The sequence below is a fragment of the Azospirillum sp. genome (genome assembly GCF_035627195.1).
In the GTDB taxonomy this organism is placed as follows: domain Bacteria; phylum Pseudomonadota; class Alphaproteobacteria; order Azospirillales; family Azospirillaceae; genus Azospirillum.
The window spans coordinates 1-17,197 of record NZ_DASPMG010000169.1 but is presented as its reverse complement, the minus strand read 5'-3'; the positions used below and the strand labels follow the sequence as shown (position 1 = coordinate 17,197).

Genomic DNA, 17,197 nt, shown 5'->3' with positions numbered 1-17,197 from the left:
GCTTTCAAGCGATTTAGAGGCGGGCTGGGGGAGGATGTATGGGCAGCATGGGCAGCTTGCGGGACTTTCAGGCGCGGCACGACCTGTCGATGGAGGCGCTGTGCGCCCGCATCCTGGAGCGGCACGCGGCCACCATTCGGGTGAAGAAGCCGGCGGTCGCCATCGCCAACCTGGCGCGCATCGTCGAGACGACGCTGGATCTCGCCAACCGCAAGGGCTTCCATTCCATGAGCCTGCGCGACCTGACCGAGCGGTCGGGGCTGAGCATGGGGGCGCTCTACGCCTACTTCGACGGCAAGGACACGCTGCTGATGATGATCCTGGGGCAGGTCGTCGGCGCGGTGGAGGAGGTGCTGGGCCACCCGCCGGAACAGCTCGCCGGGGACCCGGCCGGCCGGCTGCGCTGGCTGCTGGAGACGCACATCTTCCTGACGGAGGCGATGCACCCCTGGTTCGTCTTCGCCTACATGGAGGCCAAGGCGTTTTCCAGGGAGGGCCGGGATCTGGCCGTGAGCAGCGAGCTGATGACGGAACGGCTGATGGCCGACGCGCTGGAGGACGGCGCGCGGCGCGGCCTGTTCACGGTGCCGGACGTGGAGATGACGGCGGCGCTGATCAAGCCGCTGCTGCAGGACTGGTACGTGAAGCGCGCCAAGCACCGCCGGCGCGGCGTCACGCCGGAACGCTACGCCCGCTCGGTCGTCGCCTTCGTCGAGGCCGCCATCGGCGCCGGCCCGCCGCCGGCCGGTTCCGATGCGGAGGAACCCCGGCTCTCCCTGTCCCTGCCCCGATAGGAGGCACCGCCGGCCGGCCGGCCGGCGGTGCGGAGCCGGTCAGAGCTGCGCCGGGTCCAGCGCCATCACGGTGGCGGCACCGTCGACCACGGCGGCGCGGAAGCCTTCCACCTGCCCCAGCAGGTGTTCGGCGTAGAAGCGCGCGGTCACGGGCTTGGCGGCCAGGAAGCCGTCATCGGCCACTCCCTCGGCCGCGCCCTCGGCCAGCCGGCGGAGCGCCGCCCGCGCGCCGATGCCCAGGCAGTGGCCGCCGGCCACCAGACCCATGGCGTTCAGCAGCGGCACGGCCGATGCGGCGGCCAGCGCCGGCTCGGCCGCGTGCGCCAGGATCCAGGACGCCATCTCCCCGGTGCGGCGGGCGGCCAGGACCAGTTCGCGCCCCAGCACCCGCAGGTCGGCGTCGGTGGAGGCCGCCATCGCCTCGGCGTGGCCGGTCACCTCGGCCAGATAGGCGGTGAGGGAGGCCCCCTTGTCGCGCAGCAGCTTGCGGTTCACGAGATCGTTGGCCTGGATAGCCGTGGTGCCCTCGTAGATCGTGGTGATGCGGGCGTCGCGCAGGTGCTGGGCCGCGCCGGTTTCCTCGATGTAGCCCATGCCGCCGTGGATCTGCACGCCGGCCGAGGCGATGTCCTGCCCCATCTCGGTGCTCCAGCCCTTGGCGATGGGGGTCAGCAGCTCCTCCAGCGTCGCCGCGGCAGCGCGGGCCGCGGCGTCGGCGCCGTGGTGGCGGAGGTCGTGCGCGGCGGCGGCGGTGTAGAGGATGCCGCGCATCGCCTCGATCCGGGCCTTCATGCCCATCAGCGTGCGGCGCACGTCGGGGTGGTTGACGATGGGCGTGCGGCCCTCGCCCGTCCAGCCGGCCGGCGTGCCCTGCACCCGCTCGCGGGCGTAGGACAGCGCCTGCTGGTAGGCGCGTTCGGCGATGGCGAGGCCCTGCAGGCCGACCGACTGCCGGGCGTGGTTCATCATCACGAACATGTAGGCCAGCCCGTTGTGCGGCTCGCCCACCAGCCAGCCGCGCGCCCCGCCGTTGTCGCCGAAGGACAGGACGGCGGTGGGGCTGGCGTGGATGCCCAGCTTGTGCTCCAGCGACACGCAGGACACGTCGTTGCGCGCGCCGATGCTGCCGTCGGCGTTCACCAGGAACTTCGGCACGACGAACAGCGAGATGCCCTTCACCCCGGCCGGCGCGTCCGGCAGGCGGGCCAGGACGAGGTGCACGATGTTGGGCGTCAGGTCGTGGTCGCCGTAGGTGATGAAGATCTTCTGCCCGAAGAGCCTGTAGCTACCGTCGCCGGCCGGCTCGGCCTTCGAGCGGATGGCGGCGAGGTCGGAGCCCGCCTGCGGCTCGGTCAGGTTCATGGTGCCGGTCCATTCGCCCGAAACCATGCGCGGCAGGTAGGTCCGCTTGAGATCCTCCGAGGCGAACTGCCGGAGCGCGTTGACGGCGCCCTGCGTCAGCATCGGGTTCAGCGCGAAGGCCATGTTGGCGGCGTGCCACATCTCCTGCACCGCCGTGTTCAGCACGTTCGGCAGGCCCATGCCGCCCCATTCGGCGTCGAACGGCAGGCCGTTCCAGCCGCCCTCCACCAGCGTGTTCCAGGCGTCCGACCAGCCGTCGGGCGTGGTCACCGCGCCGTCGGCCCATGTGGCGCCTTGGGTGTCGCCGACGCGGTTCAGCGGCGCCAGCACCTCCCCGGCGATCCTGGCGGCCTCGTCGAGGATGGAGGAGCACAGCTCCTCCGTCGCTTCCTCGAAGCCGGGGAGGGCGGCGACGGCGCCGATGCCGGCCACCTCGTCCAGGGTGAAGCGGATGTCGCGCAGCGGTGCGGTGTAGGTCATCCTGGTGTTCTCTCCCGTATTCTTGTGCGTGCGCTCTGTGGCTGAGGATGAAGCCCCTCTCCCGTCGAGGGAGAGGGGCTTTACGCATCCATGCAGAGCCCTAGAGCGCCTGTTCCAGCTCCGGCAGCGCCTTGAACAGGTCGGCCACCAGGCCGTAGTCGGCGACCTGGAAGATCGGCGCCTCCTCGTCCTTGTTGATGGCGACGATCACCTTGCTGTCCTTCATGCCGGCCAGGTGCTGGATGGCGCCCGAGATGCCGACGGCGACGTACAGCTCGGGCGCCACGATCTTGCCGGTCTGGCCGACCTGCAGGTCGTTGGGCACGAAGCCGGCGTCCACCGCCGCGCGCGAGGCGCCGACGGCGCCGCCCAGCGTGTCGGCGACCCGCTCGATCAGCGCGAAGTTGTCGCCCGAGCCCATGCCGCGCCCGCCCGACACGACGACGCGGGCCGCCGTCAACTCGGGCCGCTCGGACTTGGCGATCTGCGCCGACACGAAGCGCGACAGGCCCGGATCGCCGGCCCCGTCCACCGTGCGGACCGCCGCCGCACCGCCGGTGGCGGCGGCCGCCTCGAAGGCGGTGGTGCGCACGGTGACGACCTTGACGGGATCCGAGGACTGCACCGTGGCGATGGCGTTGCCGGCGTAGATCGGCCGCTCGAAGGTGTCGGCCGACACCACGGCGGTGATGTCGGAGATCTGCGCCACGTCCAGCAGGGCCGCCACGCGCGGCAGCACGTTCTTGGCGGTCGCCGTGGCCGGGGCGAGGATGTGGGTGTAGCCGGCGGCCTGCGCCACGATCAGCGCGGCCAGCGGCTCCGCCAGCGCGTGCTCGTACGCCGGACCCTCGGCCGCCAGCACGGTGTCGATGCCGGCGATGGCGGCTGCGGCCTGCGCCGGGCCTTGGGCGGAGCCGGCGGCGACCAGCACGTCCACGGGGGCGCCGATCCTCGCGGCGGCGGCGACGGCGTTCAGGGTGGCGGGCTTCAGCGCGCCGCCCTCGATGTCGGCGATGACCAGGGTGCGCATCGTCAGATCACCTTCGCTTCGGTCTTCAGCTTGTCGATGAGGGCGGCCACGTCCGCCACCTTGACGCCGGCCTTGCGGCTTGGCGGCTCGGAGACCTTCAGCGTCTTCAGGCGCGGCGCCACGTCGACGCCCAGGCTGTCCGGGGTGACGGTGTCGAGCGGCTTCTTCTTGGCCTTCATGATGTTGGGAAGGGACGCGTAGCGCGGCTCGTTCAGGCGCAGATCGGTGGTGACCACGGCGGGAAGCGTGAGTTCCACCGTCTCCAGGCCGCCGTCGATCTCGCGGGTGACGGTGAGGGTGCCGTCGCCGGGGGCGACCTTGGAGGCGAAGGTGCCCTGCGGCCAGCCGAGGAGTGCTGCGAGCATCTGGCCGGTCTGGTTGCTGTCGTCGTCGATGGCCTGCTTGCCGAGCAGCACGATCCGCGGGCCTTCCTTCTCGACCAGCGCCTTGAGCAGCTTGGCGACGGCGAGCGGCTGCACCTCGGCGTCCGTCTGCACCAGGATGGCGCGGTCGGCACCCATGGCCAGCGCCGTGCGCAGGGTTTCCTGGCACGCCGCCGGGCCGATGGAGACGGCGACGATCTCGCTGGCCTTGCCGGCCTCCTTCAGGCGGACGGCTTCCTCGACGGCGATCTCGTCGAAGGGGTTCATGGAGAACTTGACGTTGGCCGTCTCCACGCCCGACGCGTCGCCCTTCACGCGGATCTTGACGTTGTAGTCGACGACCCGCTTCACCGCACACAAGACTTTCACGCTCACAGCTCCTTCACGATCTGGCGCAGCACGTACTTCTGGATCTTGCCGGTCGAGGTCTTCGGCAGGGCGCGGAACACCACCGTGCGCGGCGCCTTGAAGTGGGCCAGATGCCCGCGGCAGAAGGCGATGATGTCGGCCTCGGTCGCGGTGGCGCCGTCCTTCAGCGTAACGAAGGCGCAGGGCGTCTCGCCCCACTTCTCGTCCGGCCGCGCCACCACGGCCGCCTCCAGCACGTCGGGGTGGCGGTAGAGCACGTCCTCGACCTCGATCGTCGAGATGTTCTCGCCGCCGGAGATGACGATGTCCTTGGAGCGGTCCTTGATTTCCAGGTAGCCGTCCTCGTGCCACACGGCGAGGTCGCCGGTCTGGAACCAGCCGCCGGCGAAGGCCGCCTCGGTGGCGTCCTTGTTCTTCAGGTAGCCCTTCATGACGTTGTTGCCGCGCATGAAGACCTCGCCCATGGTCGTGCCGTCCTTGGGCACGGGCTGCATCGTCATGGGGTTGGCGACCATGACGCCTTCCAGCATCGGGCCGCGCACGCCCTGGCGCGCCTTCAGCGCCGCCTTCCCGTCCAGGTCCAGGCCGTCCCACTTTTCGTGCCAGACGCACAGCGTCACCGGCCCGTACACCTCGGTCAGGCCGTAGACGTGGGTGACTTCCCAGCCCATGCGCTCCATGCCGGCGATCACGGCGGCGGGCGGCGCGGCGCCGGCGGTCATCACCTTCACCTTGTGCGCGATGCCGGCCTTCATCTCGGCGGGCGCGTTGTTGATCATGTTCAGCACGATCGGCGCGCCGCAGAAGTGGGTGACCTGCTCGTCGCGGATGGCGGCCAGCACGGCGTCCGGGCGCACGGCGCGCAGGCAGACCGAGGTGCCCGCCACCACCGCCAGCGTCCACGGGAAGCACCAGCCGTTGCAATGGAACATCGGCAGCGTCCACAGGTAGACCGGGCCGTCGCCCATGCTCCAGGACAGCGCGTTCGACACCGCGTTCAGGTAGGCGCCGCGGTGGTGGTAGACCACGCCCTTCGGGTTGCCCGTGGTGCCGGAGGTGTAGTTGAGCGTGATGGCGTCCCACTCGTCGGTGGGCATGGTCCAGGGGAAGTCGGCGTCGCCGGAGGCCAGCAGCGCCTCGTAGTCGCACTCGCCGAACAACTCGCCGCCGGTGAACTGCGGGTCGTCGATGTCGATGACCGGGATCGGGTTCGCCATGGCCGCCACCGCCGGCTTGCCGATGCGGGCGAACTCGCGGTCGCAGATGAGGATCTTCGCCTCGCTGTGCTCCAGCATGAAGGTGATGGCCGGGGCGTCCAGGCGGGTGTTCATGGCGTTCAGCACGGCGCCGGCCAGCGGCACGCCGAAGTGCGCCTCGAACAGTTCGGGCGTGTTGGCGGCCAGCATGGCGACGGTGTCGCCCTTGCCGATGCCGCGCTTGGCGAGTGCGGAGGCCAGCTTGCGGCAGCGCACGAAGGTTTCGGCCCAGGTGCGGCGGACGGGGCCGTGCACGACGGCGACGCGGTCCGGCCAGATGCCGGCGGCGCGTTCCAGGAAGGTCAGCGGCGTGAGGGCCACATAGTTGGCGTCGTTCTTGTCGAGATGCAGGCTGAACGGGTTGACAGCACCCATGGCTTCGTTTCCCCAGGCTTGGACGTCGACGCGTTGGTCGCGGCGTTGGCCCGGAGCGTAGCGGCGCCCCTTTTCTCAATTTTCTCCGAATTGTTACGAATTGTGGCGGCGGCCGGCCGGGACGGAGCCGGCCGGAACGGAAGGGCGCGCTACCCGTTCAGCCAGACCACGTCGGCGGAGAACAGGTAGCCGGCGCCGTACACGGTGCGGATCAGCGCCGGGGCGCGGGGGTCGCGCTCGATCTTCTTGCGGATGCGGGAAATCCGCACGTCCACCGCCCGCTCGAACGGCAGGTCGCCGCGCTCCAGCTCGGCGCTTTGCAGCTGGTCGCGCGACAGCACGCGGCGCGGCGCCTTCAGCAGCATGGTCAGGAGCGCCGCTTCCGCCGCCGTCAGCGTTTCGTGCTGCCCGTCGTCGGACGTCAGCGTCAGGTCGCCGGCGTCGAAGGTCCAGCCGGCGAAGCGCGCCTTGCCGGCGGCGACGCTGCGGCCGGCGGCCATCAGCTGTTCGCGCCGGCGGATCACCGTGTTGACCCGCGCCACCAGCTCGCGCAGTTCGAAGGGTTTGACGATGTAGTCGTCGGCGCCCAGCTCCAGCCCCAGCACGCGGTCAGACACGTCGCCGCGGCCGGTCAGGACGATGACGCCGAAGCGCACGTCCTCCCACAGTTCGCGGACCAGCGTCAGGCCGTCCATGTCCGGCAGGCCCAGGTCGACGATGGCGACGTCCGGCGGTTCGCGGCGGATGGCCGCCCGCACCGCCTGCCCCGACCCGAAGGCGGAAACCGTGTAGCCGAAGCCGCCCAGCGCGGTGCGCAGCAGGTCGCGGACGTCGGGGTCGTCGTCGACGACGTATACGATCTTCCTCGCGGCCATGCGGTCTTTCATCATGTTCCGGCGTCATGTTCCGGCGTCATCTCCCGGCGTTGCCGGGGTCAGGGGGCCCGGGTCACGGGGCGGCGGACAGTTGGATGGCCTCCGCCAACTCCCGTTTTTCCCACGGTTTGCCCAGAATGACCAGCCCTTCACCCTTGTCCAGCTCCTCGGTGGAGAACCCGCTGACGAGGACGACCCGCACCTCGGGCCGGGTGGCGCGCAGATGGCGGGCGAGCGCCAGGCCCGACACCCCCGGCATGACGATGTCCGTGACCACGAGCCGCAGGTCGTCGATCTGGCCGGCCAGTTCCATGGCCTCGTCGCCGCTGGCCGCCTCGATCACCGACAGCCCGAGGTCCACGAGCTGCTGGCGCATCACCAGCCGCACGTCGGCGTCGTCCTCCACCACCAGCGCCAGCATGCCGCGCCACGCCGACGGCGGCGCACCGTGCGCCCCCGTGTCGGCCGCTGTGTCGGCCGGGGCCCTGGCGGCCGGCGCCCCGGCCTCGGGCAGCAGCAGCGTGATCGCGGTTCCCGCGCCGGGCGCGCTGTCGATGCGGATGTAGCCCCCCGACTGCTTGACGAAGCCGTAGACCATCGACAGGCCCAGTCCGGAGCCCAGCGCCTTGGTGGTGAAGAACGGTTCGAAGGCGCGGGCGGCGGCGCCGGGGGCGAAGCCGAAGCCGCTGTCGCGCACCTGGATCTCGACGTAGCGGCCGGCGGCCGGCGGCTCGTCGAAGTCCTCGCCGCCCGCGGCATCCCGGAGGCGGACCGAAACGGTCAGGGTGCCGCCCTCGGGCATGGCGTCGCGGCCGTTGAGGGCGAGGTTGACCAGCGCGTTCTCCAGCTGCGTCGGGTCGGCGACGGCCCAGGCGGCGGCGTCCGCGGGCGGCGTGCCGATGGCGATGGTGGAGGGCAGCGAGCGGCGGAGCAGCACGGCCATCTCCCGCACCAGCGCGCACACCTCGACCTGCTGCGGCTTCAGCGGCTGGCGGCGCGCGAACGCCAGCAGGCGGGCGGTGATGTCGGCGCCGCGCCGGCTGGCGCGCTGCGCCGGTTCCAGGCAGGCGGTGAGTTCGTCCAGGCCGGCGAACCGCTCGCGCGCCACCGCGAGGTTGCCGAGGATGATGGTGAGCAGGTTGTTGAAGTCGTGCGCCAGCCCGCCGGCCAACTGGCCCACCGCCTTCAGCCGCTCCGCCTCCTCCAGGTGGCGCTGGCGCTCCTTCTCGTCGGTCACGTCCAGCGACAGCACGAAGAAGCCGATGGTCGCCCCGTGGGCGCCGCCCTGCGGGATCAGCGTGTTGCGGGTGATCAGCGTCCGCCCGTCGCCCGCCGTGGCGGCGTAGTCGAAGCCGGTCGTCTCGCCGGCGCGCGCCCGCTCCAGGTAGGGCGACAGGTGCGCGTAGGCGTCCGCGTCCACGGCCTCGCGCAGGCTGCGGCCGAGGACGTCGCCGGCGCGGGCGTGCGGCAGCTCCATCCAGCGGCGGTTGACGAAGCGCAGCCGCTCGTCGCCGTCGAGGTAGGCGATGGCGGCGGGGATGGCGTCGAGGATCAGGCGCTGGCGCGCCTCGGCCTCCTCCAGCGCCGCCGTGCGTTCCTTGACGCGGCTGTCCAGCGTGGCGATGTCGTCCTTCACGCGGCGGACCATGCCGTCGAAGGTCGCCGCCAGGTCGCCGATCTCGTCGTTGCGGACGATGCCGCTGCGCGCGTCCAGGTTGCCGGCGCGGACCTGCGCGGCGGTGTCGGCAAGCCGGCGCAGCGGGCGGACCAGCCGGTGCGCGCCCAGGTAGCCGAGCCCGCCGCCCAGCACCATCACGCCCAGCGACACGCCGAGCAGCCGGTTGCCGAGCACGATGGAGGAACTGCGCAGCTCCTCCTCGTAGACGCTCGACGCGATGTACCAGTCCAGGCCCTGCACGTGGCGGACCCAGGTGATCTTCTCGTAGGCGTAGTTGTTGGGATCGTCCGGCTTGTCCCACAGGTAGCGCAGGTAGCGGTTCTCGTGCGCCGCGCGCATCAGCGCCTCGCCGATGAAGGCGCCGGTCGCCGGATCGCGCAGGTCGCCGAACGCCGTCCCTTCGATGTTGGCGTTGGGATGGATGAGCATCCGCCGCGACGCGTCGAAGATGTAGACGTAGCCCGTGCGCGCGATGCGGACGTTGCGCAGCGACTGGCGCAGGTCCTCGACGGCGTCCTGCATGCGGCGTTCGACCACGGCGTCCATGTCGTCCAGGTAGGCGCCGGCGCCGATGACCAGCCGGTGCGCCGGCAGGTGGCGGAAGTACGACATCTTCTGCACCATCTTGTGCACCGGCTTGTGCACCGGCGGGTCGGCGCCGGGCCGCCGCCAGGGATAGACGTGGTAGCCCTCGCCCTCGCGCCGCGCCCGCTCGATCATGGTCGGCACGATGAAGCGCCCGTGCGCGTCCTGGACCTCGGCGGCGTTGCGGCCGGCCAGATCGGGGTCGGGGTGCGACAGCAGGAAGGAGTCGTAGTCGGCGAGCCAGATGTAGTCGTCCCGGCCGTAGCGGAACGCCTTCAGCCCGTCGTAGATCAGGCGTTCGGCCTCGGCCCGCGTGATCTCGCCGCGCTCCGCCCGGCCGAGGACGTAATCGATGTAGCCGGTGGCCAGCGCCACCTTGACGCGCATCTCGGACTTGAAGGTCTCGATGATGGCGGCCCGCTGCTCGTCGAGGTCGGCGCGGATCCGGCCGACCATCTCGTGGACGTTGTCGAGGATGGTGCGGCTGGCGTCCAGTTCGATCTGGTAGGCCTTCTCCTTCACCAGCGGCACCGACAGCAGGTAGCAGGCGGACGAGAATGCGACCACGCCCAGGAGGACGCTGGAGAACAGGCGCAGGAACAGGCGGGAGTGGGCCATGGCTCTCGATCGGCGGGGGCGGGCGGTGCGACTGTGGCCCGATCCGGCCCGCGACGGCAAGCCCCCGCGCCGTGGCGAATTTTCGCGTGGAACACAATTCGTCACAATTGATGGAAATTCGGGAAACAATGGATTGGTAGGAGCATCCCCCGACAAAACCAAGTCATCGGGGGAAACATGTCCGATCCTGTCTACGAGCGGGTCCGCCGGAACCCGAAGTTCCACGTGCTGGTCAAGAAGCGCGGGCGGCTGGCGCTGCTCCTCTCGGTCGTCGTGCTGGGCGCCTACTACGCGCTGATGATGGCCGTCGCCTTCGCGCCGGACGCGCTGCGCACGCCCATCGCGCCGGGATCGGCCATCTCCATCGGCTTTCCGCTGAGCGCCGTCGTCATCGTGCTGTCGTGGCTGCTGACCGGCGTCTACTCGCACTTCGCCAACGGCGCGTTCGAGACCCTCAACAACGAGATCGTGGCGGAGAGCGAGCAATGAGAACGGCCTTCGCAACGGCGCTGGGCGCCGCCCTGCTCGCCGCCGGCCCGGCGTTCGCGGCCGGCGACATGGCGGCGGCGGACAAGCAGTCGGTGAACCCCATCGCCATCGCCATGTTCGTGGCGTTCGTCGGGCTGACGCTGGCCATCACCTATTGGGCGGCCAAGCGCACGCGCTCGGCGTCGGACTTCTACACGGCGGGCGGCGGCATCTCCGGCTTCCAGAACGGCCTCGCCATCGCCGGCGACTACATGTCGGCGGCCACGCTGCTGGGCCTGTCCAGCCTCGTCTACCTCACCGGCTTCGACGGCATGGCCTACACGGTCAGCTTCTTCGTCGGCTGGCCGATCATCCTGTTCCTGATGGCCGAGCGGCTGCGCAACCTCGGCCGCTTCACCTTCGCCGACATCGCCTCCTACCGCCTCGACCAGTCGAAGGTGCGCACCTTCGCCGCACTCGGCTCGCTGACGGTGGTGGTCTGCTACCTGATCGTGCAGATGGTGGGGGCCGGGCAGCTGATCAAACTGCTCTTCGGCCTCGACTACGCGGTCGCCGTGGTGCTGGTGGGCGTGCTGATGGTGATCTACGTCACCTTCGGCGGGATGATCGCCACCACCTGGGTGCAGATCATCAAGGCCTGCCTGATGCTGGGCGGCGGCCTGCTGCTGCTGGTGCTGACGCTGGCGCAGTTCGGCTTCAGCCTGGAGGCGGTCGCCTCCAGCGCGATGGCCGCGCACAAGGGCGGCGCCAAGATCATGGGGCCGGGCGCCATGCTGGCCGATCCGGTGTCGACCGTGTCGATGTCGCTGGGGCTGGTGTTCGGCACGGCGGCGCTGCCGCACATCATGATGCGCTTCTTCACCGTTCCCAACGCCAAGGAAGCGCGCAAGAGCGTGTTCGTGGCGTCGGGCCTGATCGGGCTGTTCTTCCTGGTGGTGTGCGTGCTGGGCATGGCGGCGATCTCCATCGTCGGAGCCAACCCGAAGTACTTCGAGGGCGGCGTGGCCGGCGGCAAGCTGATCGGCGGCAACAACATGCCGATCATGCACCTGGCCCAGGCGATGGGCGGCGACCTGCTGCTGGGCTTCATGTCGGCGGTGGCCTTCGCGACCATCCTCGCCGTGGTGGCGGGGCTGGCGCTGGCCGGCGCGTCGTCCATCGCGCACGACCTGTACGCCCGCGTGATCATGAAGGGCAAGGCGAGCGAGGCGCAGGAGATGCGGGTGTCCAAGCTGTCGTCGCTGGCGCTGGGCGTCGTCGGCGTGGTGCTGGGCATCCTGTTCGAGAAGCAGAACGTCGCCTTCCTGGTCGGCCTGACCTTCGGCATCGCGGCGTCGGCCAATTTCCCGGTGCTGATCCTGTCGATGTACTGGAAGGGGCTGACCACCCGGGGCGCGCTGCTGGGCGGGCTGGCCGGCCTCGTCTCGGCCGTGGTCCTGGTGATCCTGTCGAAGACGGTGTGGGTGGCGGTGATCGGCTACGCGCAGCCCATCTTCCCGTACGAGCACCCGGCGCTGTTCTCCATGTCGCTGGCGTTCCTGGTGACCATCGTCGTCTCCAAGCTCGACACCAGCGCGCGGGCGCGGGCGGAGATCGCCGCCTACGAGGACCAGTACGTCCGTTCGCAGACCGGGATCGGTGCCGCCGCCGCGTCGTCGCACTGACGGCCGCGTTCGCGGCGGGATGTTTCGGACCGGGGTCCGCGCGCCCCCGGTCCGGCGCGCGGACCCGACGTCAACCCAATCGGCGGTGACGCGATCACGGCCAATTGGGTTGACATCGGGCCCGCGTGTCGAAACAAACTGTCCGCACCATGTCCTCGATGCCCGTGAAACGCCGTGACCTCCTGGCCGCCTGCGGCGTGCTGATGCTGATGCCGGCCGGTGCCCTGGCGCTGCCGGCGGCGCGCCGGCTCCATCTGCGCAACCAGCACACGGGCGAGACCTTCGACGGCCCCTACCGCGACGCGGCCGGCCCGCTGCCCGACGCCATGGCCGATCTGGCGAAGGTTCTGCGCGACCATCACGCCAACACGGTCGGTCCGGTGGACGTCGGGATGCTCGACCTCCTGGCCGACATCATGGAGGCCGTGGGGCAGAGCAAGGCGACCGTGCTGTCCGCCTTCCGCACGCCCGAGACGAACGCCAAGCTGGCGCGCCAGGGCCTGGGGGTGGCCGAACACAGCCAGCACCTGCTGGGCAAGGCGCTCGACGTCAGCTTCCCGTCGCGCCTGCCCGACGCGCACCGCACGGCTCTCGCGCTGAAGCGCGGCGGCGTGGGGTGGTACCCGCGCTCCTTCTTCCTTCACATCGACACGGGGCCGGTGCGGAGTTGGGAGATGTTCGGCCGTGACCTGAACAACCTCTTCGCGCCGGGCGTCAGGGGCCGCCTTCGGACGGTCGCCGACCGCATGAAGCTGCATCGCGCCATCGCCCGCCGGCGCCTGTCCGCGGTTCGCTGACCGGCGGGCGGCGGTGTTCCGGCCGGGAATTCCGGCTGGGATTCCGGTTGGGATTCCGCGGCCGCAAGAACCGGGTGGAAGCGGCCGGCCGGATCTGCGAACACGGCGGTGCATCGGGCGCGAGCCCACACCCACCGGTCGGGAGGGGAAGCCGGCATGGACACCATTGCAGACGCTGCCGCAGACGCCGCCGACGCCGCGGCATGGACGCGGGACGCCGCCGGGAGGGCAGGGGCGGTCGACTGGCCGGGCGTTTCCGCCGACCTCGACGCCCAGGGCTGGGCGATGATCGGCGGGCTGCTGACCGCGCGGGAGTGTGCCGCCGTCGCCGCGCTCTATGACCAGGACGAGCGGTTCCGCAGCCACGTCCTGATGGCCCGCCACGGCTTCGGCCGGGGGGAGTACAAGTATTTCGCGTACCCGCTGCCTAGCTTGGTCGCGGCGCTGCGCACCGCGCTGTACCCGCACCTCGCGCCGATCGCCAACCGCTGGCACGAGGCCATGGGCATGCCCGCCCGCTTCCCGGCCGAACACGCCGCGTTCGTCGCGCGCTGCCACGAGGCCGGGCAGGTCCGCCCGACGCCCCTGCTGCTCCGCTACGGCGCGGGGGATTACAACGCGCTGCACCAGGATCTCTACGGGCAGCACGTGTTTCCGCTTCAGGCCGCGATCCTGCTGTCCGAGCCGGGCGCGGACTTCACCGGCGGCGAGTTCGTGCTGACGGAGCAGCGGCCGCGCATGCAGTCGCGCGCCGAGGTCGTGCCGCTGGGCCGGGGGGATGCGGTGATCTTCGCCGTCAACAGCCGCCCGGCGCAGGGCGCGCGCGGCATCCACCGCGTCGCCCACCGCCACGGCGTGAGCCGGCTGCGCTCCGGGCGGCGCCACACCCTGGGGATCATCTTCCACGACGCGGCCTGATCCCGGCGTCACCAGTTCCACAGCGTGCCGTCGGCCAGCCGGGCGACCGGCAGGTAGGCGGGGGCGTAGGGGTATTTGGCGGCCAGATCCTCGTCGATGTCGACGCCGTGGCCGGGCGCCTCGCCGGGGTGCATGTAGCCGTCGTTGAAGGTGTAGGCGTGCGGGAAGACGGCGTCGGTCTCGGGGCAGTGGGCCATGTGCTCCTGCACGCCGAAGTTCGGCACCCACAGGCCGAAGTGCAGCGACGCCCCCATGCACACCGGCGACAGGTCGGTGGCGCCGTGGCAGCCGGTGCGCACCTGATAGAGCGACGCCAGATCGGCGATGCGGCGCAGGTGGGTGATGCCGCCGGCGTGCACCACGGTGGTGCGGATGTAGTCGATCAACTGCTGCTGGATCAGGTCCTTGCAGTCCCAGATGCTGTTGAACACCTCGCCCACGGCGATGGGCGTCACCGTGTGCTGGCGGATCAGGCGGAAGGCCTCCTGGTTCTCGGCCGGGGTCGGGTCCTCCATCCAGAACAGGCGATAGGGCTCCAGCGCCTTGCCCAGGCGCGCCGCCTCGATGGGGGTGAGGCGGTGGTGCACGTCGTGCAGCAGGTGCGGGCCCATGCCGTGCTTGGCGCGGATCGCCTCGAACAGGGACGGCACGAAGTCCAGGTAGGCCTCCGTCGACCACACGGACTCCTCCGGCAGGCCGCGCCCGGCCGGCTCGTAGAAGGCGCCCTTCGCGACACCATAGACGCTCTCCAGCCCCGGCACGCCGGACTGCGCGCGGATCGCCTTGTAGCCCTTCTCGATGTACTCGCCCACCCGGTCCACCGTCTCCGCCACGTCGCGGCCGTTGGCGTGGGCGTAGACCATGACGCCGCTGCGGCTCTGCCCGCCCAGCAGCTGGTAGAGCGGCAGGCCGGCCGCCTTGGCCTTGATGTCCCACAGCGCGGTGTCGACGGCAGCGATGGCCGACATGGTGACCGGGCCGCGGCGCCAGTAGGCGCCCTTGTACAGGTATTGCCAGGTGTCCTCGATGCGGTGCGGGTCGCGGCCGATCAGGCAGGGGATGACGTGGTCGTTCAGGTAGGAGGCGACCGCCAGCTCCCGCCCGTTCAGCGTCGCGTCGCCCAGGCCGTACAGCCCCTCGTCGGTCTGGATCTTCAGCGTGACGAAGTTGCGGCCGGGGCTGGTGACGATGACCTTGGCGCTGTGGATCTTCATGGGCAAGAACTCCGGACGCGGAAAGCGGTTCAGGCGGCGCCGTCGAACAGCTCGGGGAAGCGCTGCTCCAGTTCGGGCAGGGAGGTGAGGATCTCGCGCAGGTGCACGCGCATGGCGCCCTCGGCCAAGGCCGGGTCGCGCGCCTCGATGGCGTCGACGACGCGTTCGTGCTGGACGATCAGGCGGTCGAGCGGCGTGGCGTGCGGCAGGCTGAGGTAGCGCACGCGGTCCATCTGCGCCTTGGTCTCCTCCACCACCCGCCACGCGTATTCGCACCCGACGCCCAGCGCGATGGCGCGGTGGAACGCCTCGTCCAGCTCCAGGAAGCGGTCGGGCTGGGCGTCGTCGGCGGATGCCCGCTGCGCCTTCAGGTTGGCGCGCAGCTCGTGCACGGCCGCCGCCGGCATCTCCTCGCAGGCGCGGCGGACGACGGCCAGCTCCACCGCCTCGCGCACGAAGCGGGCGTCCAGCACCTGCCGGGCGGAGATCTTGACGACGAAGGTGCCGCGTTGCGGCCGGATGGTGACCAGCCCGGCCTCGCCCAGCTTGATGAAGGCCTCGCGCACCGGCTGGCGGCTGACGCCCAGGCGGGTGGCCACCTCCTGCTCCGACAAGGGTTGGCCGGGGCGGACGCGCATGGTGACGATCGCCTGGCGCAGGTCGCGGAAGACGCGCCGCGCCACGGGTTCCGTCAGGTCCGGTTCGATCCTGCTGAGCATGGTGGTCCCGCCGCCTTCCTTGGGTCACCGGATCATCATGCACCCGAACAAGGGCGTTGCCAACACCATTCTTGTAGACTACCATACCAGTCGTGTCACAAACAATTGGCCCGCACGGCGGGCGACTCCTGGGAGGGAGGGAACGGGCATGAGCATCATCACCCGTGCGTGGCGGGCCACCGCGCTGGCCACGACCATGATGGGCATCGCGCTGGGCGGAAGCGCGCTGGCCGCCGACTACACGCTGAGCATCAACACGGCATTGGCCACCTCCGACCCGCTGTTCAAGGGGCTGGAGGAGTTCAAGCAGACCGTCGAGGCCCGCACCAACGGCAAGGTCGCGGTCCGCCTCTTCCCCGGCTCGCAGCTGGGCAAGGACGAGGACGTGCTGGAGCAGGCGCGCTACGGCGCCGGGGTGGCCGTGGTTGTCGACGGCGGCCGGCTGGCCACCTACGTCAAGGAGTTCGGCGTGCTCGGCGGCCCCTACCTGGCGTCCGGATACGACGGCATCCGCAAGGTGGTGACCTCCCCCATGTTCGAGGAGTGGGTGAAGAAGCTGCACGACGGCGCCGGGCTGCAGGTGCTGTCCTTCAACTGGTGGCAGGGCGAGCGGCACCTCCTGACCAACAAGCCCGTCGCCAAGCCGGCCGACCTGAGCGGCGTGCGCATGCGCACCCCCGGCGCGCCGGTGTGGATGGAGACGATCCGCGCCATGGGCGCCACCCCCGCCCCCATGGGCTGGGCCGACGTGTATCCGGCGCTCCAACAGGGCGTCATCGACGCGGTGGAGGCGCAGCACCCGGCCAGCTACGGCTCGCGCCTCTACGAGGTGACCAAGCACCTGACCAAGACCGGGCACTTCAACCTGATCACCGGCATCGTCGGCAGTGCGAAATGGTTCGACGGCCTGCCGCCCGACATCCGCAAGACGCTGCGCGAGGCGGCGCTGACGGCCGGCGACACCGCGTCGCGCGGCACCGAGGCGTCGCTGGCGCAGATCGAGAAGGACATGGCCGCCAAGGGCGTGACCGTGACCGAGGTCGACACCAAGCCCTTCCGCGAGGCGACCGCCGGCGTCTACGCCAAGCTGGGCTACAGCGACCTGAAGACGCAGATCGACGCGCTGATGGCGAAGTAACCATTGATCCCTTCTCCCCTCAAGGGGAGAGGGGCCTCCACGATCGGGAGCACCGCCATGTCCTCCGCCATGTCCTCCACCAAATCCTCCATCGCCTACACCGTGGAATCGATCGTCGGCCGGACGCTGCTGGCCGCCATCGTGTTGCTGGTCTTCGGCGCGGGCGTCCTGCGCTCGTTCGGCCATCCCATCGTCTGGTCGGTGGACATGGCGCAGCTGCTGTTCGTCTGGACGTCGTTCATCGGCGCCGACATGGCGTTGCGCAAGCGCAACCTGATCGCCGTCGACCTCTTCATCCGCTGGGCCAGCCCGCGCACGCGGGCCTTGGTCGATCTCGCCACGAGCGCGGTGGTGCTGGCCTTCCTCGTCGCCATGGTGGTGCTGGGCGTGCAGCTGACCCTGTCCAATTTGCAGCGGGAGTTCGGCGACAGCGGCATCAGCTACGGCTTCGTC

15 protein-coding genes are annotated in these 17,197 nt (G+C 70.5%); 7 read left to right on the top strand and 8 right to left on the bottom strand.

The features are described from left to right. Positions 1-47: 47 nt before the first annotated feature. Positions 48-794 carry a TetR/AcrR family transcriptional regulator gene (locus VED21_RS15250; RefSeq protein WP_324883419.1) on the top strand — a complete coding sequence of 249 codons (747 nt, stop codon included), beginning with the start codon at positions 48-50 and terminating at the stop codon, positions 792-794. 39 nt (positions 795-833) lie between these two features. Here VED21_RS15250 and VED21_RS15245 read toward each other — a convergent pair whose 3' ends face one another. The 6 genes from VED21_RS15245 to VED21_RS15220 form a co-directional block, all read right to left on the bottom strand. Next, positions 834-2,636 carry an acyl-CoA dehydrogenase gene (locus VED21_RS15245; protein ID WP_324883417.1) on the bottom strand — a complete coding sequence of 601 codons (1,803 nt, stop codon included), beginning with the start codon at positions 2,634-2,636 and terminating at the stop codon, positions 834-836. A 100-nt stretch (positions 2,637-2,736) separates the two neighbouring features. Next, positions 2,737-3,666: an electron transfer flavoprotein subunit alpha/FixB family protein gene (locus VED21_RS15240; protein WP_324883415.1), complete on the bottom strand. Its 930-nt coding sequence runs from the start codon at positions 3,664-3,666 to the stop codon at positions 2,737-2,739. Between the two features lie 2 nt (positions 3,667-3,668). Continuing rightward, the gene (locus tag VED21_RS15235; RefSeq protein WP_324883413.1) at positions 3,669-4,418 is read right to left on the bottom strand and encodes an electron transfer flavoprotein subunit beta/FixA family protein; all 750 of its coding nucleotides are present in this window, start codon (positions 4,416-4,418) and stop codon (positions 3,669-3,671) included. Positions 4,419-4,420: 2 nt separating this feature from the next. Next, positions 4,421-6,049 carry an acyl-CoA synthetase gene (locus VED21_RS15230; protein WP_324883411.1) on the bottom strand — a complete coding sequence of 543 codons (1,629 nt, stop codon included), beginning with the start codon at positions 6,047-6,049 and terminating at the stop codon, positions 4,421-4,423. A 149-nt stretch (positions 6,050-6,198) separates the two neighbouring features. Next, on the bottom strand, positions 6,199-6,924 hold the full coding sequence (locus tag VED21_RS15225; protein WP_324883409.1) for a response regulator transcription factor: 726 nt from the start codon (positions 6,922-6,924) through the stop codon (positions 6,199-6,201). 73 nt (positions 6,925-6,997) lie between these two features. Then, positions 6,998-9,805 (bottom strand): cache domain-containing protein, encoded by a 2,808-nt coding sequence (locus VED21_RS15220; protein WP_324883407.1) that lies wholly within the window; start codon positions 9,803-9,805, stop codon positions 6,998-7,000. 177 nt (positions 9,806-9,982) lie between these two features. Between VED21_RS15220 and VED21_RS15215 the strand changes: the two genes are divergently transcribed. The 4 genes from VED21_RS15215 (at position 9,983) to VED21_RS15200 (ending at position 13,673) form a co-directional block, all read left to right on the top strand. Beyond that, positions 9,983-10,294, top strand: coding sequence for a DUF485 domain-containing protein (locus VED21_RS15215; RefSeq protein ID WP_324883405.1), 312 nt, complete (start codon positions 9,983-9,985; stop codon positions 10,292-10,294). Further along, positions 10,291-11,958 carry a cation/acetate symporter ActP gene (actP, locus tag VED21_RS15210; RefSeq protein WP_324883403.1) on the top strand — a complete coding sequence of 556 codons (1,668 nt, stop codon included), beginning with the start codon at positions 10,291-10,293 and terminating at the stop codon, positions 11,956-11,958. Before VED21_RS15215 ends, actP begins: the two co-directional genes overlap by 4 nt. Before the next feature lie 158 nt (positions 11,959-12,116). Beyond that, entirely contained in the window at positions 12,117-12,755 is a 639-nt protein-coding gene (locus VED21_RS15205; protein WP_324883401.1) for a YcbK family protein, read from the top strand. Positions 12,756-12,911: 156 nt separating this feature from the next. Then, on the top strand, positions 12,912-13,673 hold the full coding sequence (locus tag VED21_RS15200) for a 2OG-Fe(II) oxygenase (protein ID WP_324883399.1): 762 nt from the start codon (positions 12,912-12,914) through the stop codon (positions 13,671-13,673). A gap of 8 nt (positions 13,674-13,681) precedes the next feature. Here the strand turns inward: VED21_RS15200 and manD are convergent, their stop codons facing one another. Further along, positions 13,682-14,887 (bottom strand): D-mannonate dehydratase ManD, encoded by a 1,206-nt coding sequence (manD, locus tag VED21_RS15195; protein ID WP_324883397.1) that lies wholly within the window; start codon positions 14,885-14,887, stop codon positions 13,682-13,684. A gap of 29 nt (positions 14,888-14,916) precedes the next feature. After that, entirely contained in the window at positions 14,917-15,606 is a 690-nt protein-coding gene (locus VED21_RS15190; protein ID WP_324883395.1) for a GntR family transcriptional regulator, read from the bottom strand. Between the two features lie 148 nt (positions 15,607-15,754). Here VED21_RS15190 and VED21_RS15185 point away from each other — a divergent pair, with 148 nt between their 5' ends. Together VED21_RS15185 and VED21_RS15180 are read left to right on the top strand one after the other, a co-directional pair. Next, the gene (locus VED21_RS15185) at positions 15,755-16,744 is read left to right on the top strand and encodes a C4-dicarboxylate TRAP transporter substrate-binding protein (protein ID WP_324883393.1); all 990 of its coding nucleotides are present in this window, start codon (positions 15,755-15,757) and stop codon (positions 16,742-16,744) included. A gap of 57 nt (positions 16,745-16,801) precedes the next feature. Beyond that, a partial coding sequence (locus VED21_RS15180; protein ID WP_324883391.1) for a TRAP transporter small permease occupies positions 16,802-17,197 on the top strand: 396 nt, incomplete at its 3' end.